This is a genomic window from Mycobacterium simiae (assembly GCF_008370645.1).
Taxonomy (GTDB): Bacteria; Actinomycetota; Actinomycetes; order Mycobacteriales; family Mycobacteriaceae; genus Mycobacterium; species Mycobacterium simiae_A.
In genome coordinates, this window is sequence record NZ_VTZN01000217.1 from 1 (window position 1) to 7,009 (window position 7,009).

The 7,009-nt window shown below is 67.5% G+C and carries 8 protein-coding genes; 4 read left to right on the forward strand and 4 right to left on the reverse strand.

The features are described 5' to 3' along the window. Both F0Q45_RS23120 and F0Q45_RS23125 read left to right on the forward strand, forming a co-directional pair. Positions 1–511 (forward strand): HAD-IC family P-type ATPase (locus F0Q45_RS23120; protein WP_149656127.1); only part of this gene is annotated, 511 nt, incomplete at its 5' end. 155 nt (positions 512–666) lie between these two features. Further along, on the forward strand, positions 667–1,803 hold the full coding sequence (locus tag F0Q45_RS23125; RefSeq protein WP_262491131.1) for a HoxN/HupN/NixA family nickel/cobalt transporter: 1,137 nt from the start codon (positions 667–669) through the stop codon (positions 1,801–1,803). A gap of 245 nt (positions 1,804–2,048) precedes the next feature. Here F0Q45_RS23125 and F0Q45_RS28740 read toward each other — a convergent pair whose 3' ends face one another. The 3 genes from F0Q45_RS28740 to F0Q45_RS23140 form a co-directional block, all read right to left on the reverse strand. Beyond that, positions 2,049–2,378, reverse strand: a complete 330-nt coding sequence (locus tag F0Q45_RS28740; protein ID WP_223163939.1) for a transposase — start codon at positions 2,376–2,378, stop codon at positions 2,049–2,051. An 849-nt stretch (positions 2,379–3,227) separates the two neighbouring features. Then, the gene (locus tag F0Q45_RS23135; RefSeq protein ID WP_149656129.1) at positions 3,228–4,028 is read right to left on the reverse strand and encodes a site-specific integrase; all 801 of its coding nucleotides are present in this window, start codon (positions 4,026–4,028) and stop codon (positions 3,228–3,230) included. Positions 4,029–4,042: 14 nt separating this feature from the next. Then, entirely contained in the window at positions 4,043–5,491 is a 1,449-nt protein-coding gene (locus F0Q45_RS23140; protein ID WP_149656130.1) for a serine/threonine-protein kinase, read from the reverse strand. Positions 5,492–5,800: 309 nt separating this feature from the next. On the opposite strand from F0Q45_RS23140, the gene F0Q45_RS23145 reads away from it, so the two are divergent. Then, the gene (locus F0Q45_RS23145) at positions 5,801–6,034 is read left to right on the forward strand and encodes a hypothetical protein (protein ID WP_149656131.1); all 234 of its coding nucleotides are present in this window, start codon (positions 5,801–5,803) and stop codon (positions 6,032–6,034) included. 107 nt (positions 6,035–6,141) lie between these two features. Here the strand turns inward: F0Q45_RS23145 and F0Q45_RS23150 are convergent, their stop codons facing one another. After that, on the reverse strand, positions 6,142–6,348 hold the full coding sequence (locus F0Q45_RS23150; RefSeq protein WP_149656132.1) for a hypothetical protein: 207 nt from the start codon (positions 6,346–6,348) through the stop codon (positions 6,142–6,144). A 199-nt stretch (positions 6,349–6,547) separates the two neighbouring features. Between F0Q45_RS23150 and F0Q45_RS23155 the strand changes: the two genes are divergently transcribed. Next, positions 6,548–6,976: a hypothetical protein gene (locus tag F0Q45_RS23155; protein WP_149656133.1), complete on the forward strand. Its 429-nt coding sequence runs from the start codon at positions 6,548–6,550 to the stop codon at positions 6,974–6,976. Positions 6,977–7,009: the final 33 nt, after the last annotated feature.

The following is a 7,009-nucleotide window of genomic DNA, read 5'->3' on the forward strand; positions in this document are numbered from 1 at the left end:
CACCGGCGACAACGCCCGCACCGCGGCGGCGATCGCGCAGCAGGTCGGCATCGAGCGAGTGCTCGCCGAGGTGTTGCCCGAAGACAAGGTCGCCGCGATCCGCGCACTGCAAGACGAGGGCCGGGTGGTCGCCATGGTGGGCGATGGCGTCAACGACGCCCCCGCGCTGGTGCAGGCCGATCTGGGCATTGCGATCGGCACCGGCACCGACGTGGCCATCGAGGCCTCCGACATCACGCTGATCTCTGGCCGGCTCGAAGGTGTCGTGCAGGCCATCGAGCTGTCCCGGCAGACCCTCCGCACCATCTATCAGAACCTTGGCTGGGCCTTCGGCTACAACACCGCCGCCATCCCCCTTGCCGCGCTCGGCCTGCTGAACCCCGTCATCGCCGGCGCCGCAATGGGCTTCTCCTCGGTCAGCGTGGTGACCAACTCGCTGCGGCTACGCCGCTTCGGCTCCACCACCACACATCACCCGGGCCCGGGCCAGCACCCGGCGTTGACACGGTGAGTTCGAGACCGGTGCACCCAACCGTCCGGCATCGGAGAAGCCGATGATGCGGGCCGCGGACTTGGTTGCACGACAGATCATTTCGACCTTCAGCAGCCCGCGCCGCCACGCTCTTCGGGTTGTGCGGCATCGCGATGGGCCAGAGTCCAGCGATCGTGTCTGAACCTGCCGTCGACCAAACGCCGCGGCGCCCGGCCCAGTTCCGCGCCAGCCTCTCACGCGCCGACAAGACCTCGCTGACCGGCATGTACGGTTTCATCCTGCTGCTGCACCTGGTCGGTTTTGTCGTGCTGTTCGCGTTCGTCGTACCCGACAACTACCAGCTGGGCGGCGACCACCCGGTGTTCACCATCGGCGTGGGTGTGCTCGCCTACACCCTGGGACTGCGGCATGCTTTCGACGCCGATCACATCGCCGCGGTCGACAACACCACCCGCAAGCTGATCGCCGACAACACCGCGGCCCGCCCGGACAGAAAACCCCTATCGGTAGGGTTCTGGTTCTCGCTGGGGCATTCGACCATCGTGTTCACCCTGGCCTTCCTGCTCGCCGTCGGGGTTCGGGCGCTCATCGGCCCGGTCGAGGACGAAGGCTCCACCCTGCACACCATCACCGCCATGATCGGCCCATCGGTATCAGGGGTGTTCCTCTGGATCATCGGCATCCTGAACCTGGTCGCCCTGATCGGCATCGTCAAGGTGCTCCGCGAACTGCGCCACGGCCGCTACGACGAAGCCGCACTGGAACGCCAACTCGACTCACGTGGATTGATGAACCGCTTCCTGGGCGGACTGACCAAATCGGTCACCAAACCCTGGCACATCTACCCCGTCGGCATACTGTTCGGCCTCGGCTTCGACACCGCCACCGAAGTCGGACTGCTCGTCCTGGCCGGCGGGGCCGGCGCGTTCAACCTGCCGTTCCACGCCATCCTGGTGCTGCCTGCCCTGTTCGCCGCCGGCATGTGTCTGTTGGACACCACCGACGGGGTCTTCATGAACTACGCCTACGGGTGGGCATTCGCCAAACCCATCCGGAAAATCTTCTACAACCTGACCATCACGTCGCTCTCAGTCGCAGTGGCCCTGGTCATCGGCACCATCGAACTCATCGGCGTGCTGGCCGAGCGCCTGCACATCTCCTCCGGCCCGCTGGCGGCCATCGCCGGCATCAACCTCGACTACGCCGGCTACGGCATCGTCGCACTGTTCGTCGTGTCCTGGGCCATCGCCGTGGCCGTCTGGCGGTTCGGGCGCATTGAACAACGCTGGTCCACCGACCTCGCCAACTAACCACGACACCACCCAGCCCCGTCACGCGGCGCGGCCCTCAAAACTGGTCCGACGCATCGGCGCTGGGCGTGCCGCTTCTCCCGGCCCGGCCGGAACAATCCAGCCGGGCAGATGGTTTGACCGGCGGGGCGCTAGACCGCGCCACCCACGCGGCTACCCCAAACCTGCCTGCTGAGCGCCGAACGACTCGTCACCGCTTCGCGACCAAATCACGGCAGTCAGACCCCACCTCGTTGTCCAATGCCCTATCGGCCGGACCAGCCGGCGATCAGCTGGGTTTGGATGGGTTGGGTCAGCAGCGGCCCGGCGTGTGGGTAGCGGATCCGCCATGACGCGGCTGGGCCGAGGCGGTAGAGCTGCAGGCGCCCGATGTCGCGGATGCGCGGTGAGAACTGCAGGCCGGCGAGGTGGAAGATCGCGAAGGTGGCCAGTGTCTGCCCGGCGGTGTCGGTGGTGTGTTCGGCGATCGGTAGGTGGCGGCCCCAAGGGACCAGATTCGTTCCGTTGCTAAGGAGACCCCATGCCGAGAAACCCCTGGTATTGCCGCGAGCCTGAGAGGCTTCGCACCCGCACAACCGCGACCATCCGGTTCAGTTGCACGCAATGCGATCGTGGGCTCAAGCCCTGGTCAACAGAATGGGCCGGACGATCGACCCCTACGCCAGCGGGTCACGGCGCGCCATCGTGGTCTATCCGCACACTGCGATGGTGGTCGCTGTTCAAGCCGAACAAAACGCTGAAATACCAGCGCGGTCAAGGTACAACACCCAATGAGCGGACAATGAGCGCCGCCTGCACCGCAAAAAGCAAATGCTCCGGCTGATCGAGTACATCGAGGGGCTGGCGACCGCGTCCCCGCCGATGGACGTAGCCGGCCGTGGCTTGTCGGCGCTGCGGCAATCTTTGACTGGTGCCACCCGATCCGTGGATCTGGACCTGGCTGAAGATCCACTGAAGCGGTGCTGTGCGCCTACCTCGCGATGATGTTCGCCTACCGACGAGATGAGATGAACGATCACAGGGGCTTTCCCGGCCAACGTATACATCGCCACGCCCGCCCCGCCGCCGGACTTTGAACACGTCGGACGCGACCTGAAGGACGACGGATGTGTTGCGAGCCTTTGCCTTCACCTGACCCCGAGGTCAATGTCGACCGCTGTCGAGCCGCTATGAACGCATTGCAAGGCAAGTGGGCGGCCGTTGAGGAAACCCTTCGCCGACGACGCACGCAACGCGCCAACGCACGATCTGGCGTAATCCTCCTGCCGCGCAGCGGATTTAGCCAGGAAAGCCGATCAGACGCATTCCACGGTCATAAAAGAGTTCGCGCCGTAGCCGCGAACTTCATCGACCTCGCGGCTCTCGTGACCGATCCCCCTCCGGGTCCAACCGCTGAAGCGCTATCGAATTATCTCGCGGACCGCCTACTTCAGCGGTTCGGTGCGTGTGGCGTCTGCCGATGACGCTAGCGCGGCCCCCGACCGCCGCAGGTCGGGCACCCGCAGATCCGGTCGGCCGGCGGCTCGGCGGGCTTTGTCGAACATGGGATAGAGCACCGAGGTGGACAGGTAGCGGTCGGGATCGCCCACCGAGGGGAACAGCAGGGACTCACGGCCAGGTTGCACGTGGGTGCGCAGATGGGCCCTGATCGCCGGCAGCAGATGCGCCGGGACGGCGATATCCCTCATGCCCTCCGGGCTCTTGGGGGTGCTGAGCTCAAAGCCGTCGACCAGCGTGACCGCCCGGCGTACCCGGACCACCCCCGCGGCCAGATCGACGTCTTTGCGCCGCAATTCGCTCAGTTCGCTGAACGGCATCGCCAGCCACGCCGACATCAGGATCAGCGCCTGGTAGGCCGCCGGCATCGCCGCGGCGATGGTCTCGATCTCGGCGCGAGTCGCCGGCCGGACCCGCTCGGCGCGCCGCGAGGTCCTCACACCGTCGATCTGACAGGGGTTGACCTCGATCAGGCCGTCGGCGAGCGCGCCCTGCATGACCGAGCGCAGCAGCGCGTAGGCGTGGATGCGCATGGTGGCCGGGCCAGCGGCGCCCGCGTACCAGTCACCCACCACGGCGGGGCTGAGGTCACGCAGACCGGTGTCGGCGAAGGCCGGCAGCAGGCGGGTGGCGAGCAGGCGCCGGTAGTGATCGCGCACGCGGCTGCTGATCTTGCGCTGGTCCACCCAGGCCTCGGCGTACACACCCAGCGTCAGCTGGCGAGCCATCCGCCTACTCTCCCCTACCCGACTACTTCGGAGTCACCGATCAGCAGCGTGCCGGCCACCGAAACGATGCGGAACCACCGCTCTTCGGTCTGGACGTGCCCGTCGGCGCCGAGATAGCGAAGATGCGCGGTGACACTGGTGGCGTCGCGGGGCGCGACCGAGAGCACGGTCACCGAACGCACCGTGGACCAGAAGTCCAGATAGCTGCTCCACCCGGTGCGTTGCTGATAGCCGATGTCCAGCTTCGTCCACGCCTGCGAGGGGTGCGACGGCAGGTCGCCGTAGTAGCTGGTGATGAAGGCGCGCATGGCGCCGTAGGTGATCGGCGGCGCTGTGGCGCCCGTGGTGGGCCACACCGCGGCCGAGGTGGTCGGCTGAAGGGCCGAAGCCGCCGATGGTGGGCTGGATTGGTTGGGCTGCGACGTCCGCAGGTCCAGAATGACCCCGGCAGCGATCAACGCCACCGCGATGACGCCGACGACCAGCGGCCACTGGGAAGAAGCCATCCGCGCAGGTACGGGCTGCGGCGGCGGACTCGGCGGCGGGGTCGCGGCGGGCATCCGTGCGGTGGGCTCGGGCGATGACGAGGCGGCTCTGGTGGCATACGCCGGGTCCGCCGGGTCGGGTCGCGCTTCGATCTGCGCGGCGAAGGCGTCGGCGAAGTCGCTGCAGCGGGCAAACCGGTCGCTGGGGTTCTTGGCCAGCGCGGTGTGCAGGACGGCATCGAGGTGGCCCAGTCCCCGTCCGGTCAGCGACGGCGGCGCGGAGTTCAGGTGGTGGCCGACCACCACTGCGGGATTGGAGTTCTCGAACGGCGGCGAGCCGGTCAACAGCTGATAGGTCGTGGCCGCCAGCGCGTACTGGTCGGTGCGGGCGTCCATCAGTTCTCCGGTCAGCTGCTCGGGAGCCGCGTAGTTCAGCGTGCCCACCACCATGTTGGTCTGCGTGATGGCCTCATCATCGGCCATCCAGCGGCTAATCCCGAAGTCTGCCAACAAAACTCGCTGCTGCCTCGACAGCGGGTGGGTGATCAAGATGTTCGAGGGTTTGACGTCACGATGCAGCAAGCCGTTGTCATGGGCGTAGTCCAGCGCATCGGCGAGCGCGCTGACTATCGTCGCCACTTCGCGTGCCGGCAGCCCATGGGGGAACCGCTCGCGAAGTATCCGGCCCGCGTCGGTGCCGTCGATGTAGTCCATGGAGATCCACAGCTGCCCGTCGTGCTCGCCCCGGTCGTGGATCGCCACGATGTGCGGATGGAACAGCGTCGCCGCGATCATCCCCTCGCGGTTGAACCGCCCGCGGAATTCACGGTTGGCCGACATCGCCGCCGGCAGGACTTTCAACGCCTCACGACGGGGCAGCCTCGGATGCTGGGCCAGATACACCTCACCCATCCCGCCCGAGCCGAGCAGCCGGACGATCCGGAAACCGGCGAAAGTCTGACCCTCCCCTAGCGGCATCCCCGGATGGTAACTCCCGGCTCTCGCGCCGACCCACACCCGCGTAGGTCGGACCTGTCGGGGTCGCCCGCGTGGCCCGGTCGATTAGTCGGCGGCCACTCCGGCGCTTTCGCGCTGCCTGCGGATTTGGTAGCTAGCCTGGGCCGTTTTCTCACAGGAGATCCCCGGCTGACGAGGCGGATATCCAGTCCGGCGTGCTCGACTCGCCCAGGGCCGTCCGCGGCATGCTCGCGCCGCTCCCCTGGCTGCGCTGCGTGAGGCGTGCGGGGTAGGTTCTCTTGCCAGACCGCACACCTAGACTCAGGCGGCGTGACTGGCGTAGGCGAACTGGTGCGGCGCGTCAACGGCGCATGGATGATGCGCCCGCAGCGCTGCGCACGCGGTCACACGCTGACGCCCGGCCAGGTTCTGGTGGGCTCGGTCGCCTGCTCCTGTGGCCGGCACATCACGTGGCAATGTGCCTGTGGCGCAACGAGCTACGGCCCGGCGCTCGGCGAGAACTGCGACCTACTGACCGGTCCCAAGCGCGTCCGCGACTGGTGACATTCAAGCGCGCTGGTGCGGGTGAGGCGGACCAACGACGCGGCGGCTCCGGCTCTGTGGCCGGATCGTCCCGATTCATACCGGGCCGCGACATTCAGGGCGGGCGGTCAGGCGGTCAGGGCCTCGTCGGGCAGCGGCGTGGCCAGCAGATCGGCCACGGTCGATTCGAACAGCGCGGCCACGTTGACCCCACGCTGCTGGGCCAGCCGGGTCAGCCGCTCATGCTCCTCGGGGCGCAGTCGCAGGCCCACCATCTTCGTCCGCTGCCGCGTCTCGGTGCCCTTGCGGACCCGGTGTTTCGTCTGTGTCGCCACCGCTTATTCCCCTCGACAACGCCGCTTCGTTCGTCGCCACCGCGCTACCGCAGTGGCCGCTGCCGCTAGTTTAGAGCATTCATGTCGCTAATTAGTGACATCAGGGCCGCGCGGCGGCCCCGGATGACGCTAGAATGCCGTTAATTAGTGGCATGATGTCGTTGGGAAAGGAGCGCTGCCCCGCGCGCGGACCGAGGCGATGAGCGAGCTCAAAATGGCGCCACCGGGTGTGGAGACCACACCAGCGGGTCCCCACGTGTCGCTGCAGGAAGCGGCGGCGCGGCTGGGTAAGGACCCGCGTACGGTGGTGCGCGCCATCAAGGCCGGCGAGCTGCGCGGCGGCGCGATCCCGCGCCCGGAGCGGCTGCGCTGGTATGTCTACACCGACGCCCTGCCGGCCCCGCCGGCCCCCTCCCCCACCGCGCCGTCGAGCACCGAACTGGATGATCTGCGCGCGCAGCTGGTGACCCAGGTGGAGGTCAACCGGCTGCTCATCGCCGCCCAGCAGAACATGCTGGCCGCCGAGAGCACGGCCGAGAAGTACCGGGCGGTGGCCCAGAACTATCTGGATGCGCTGGCGCAGTTCGTCACCCCCGGGCATCTGGGCGAGCTGGCCGACCGGCTGTGAAACGCGCGGCCGGAGCTGTGCCGGCCAGGACCG

Bases quoted from the DNA above. Each gene is read 5' to 3' on its own strand.
- F0Q45_RS23135 (WP_149656129.1), bottom strand. From the start codon at position 4,028: ATGGCTCGCCAGCTGACGCTGGGTGTGTACGCCGAGGCCTGGGTGGAC.
- F0Q45_RS23140 (WP_149656130.1), bottom strand. From the start codon at position 5,491: ATGCCGCTAGGGGAGGGTCAGACTTTCGCCGGTTTCCGGATCGTCCGG.
- F0Q45_RS23155 (WP_149656133.1), top strand. From the start codon at position 6,548: ATGAGCGAGCTCAAAATGGCGCCACCGGGTGTGGAGACCACACCAGCG.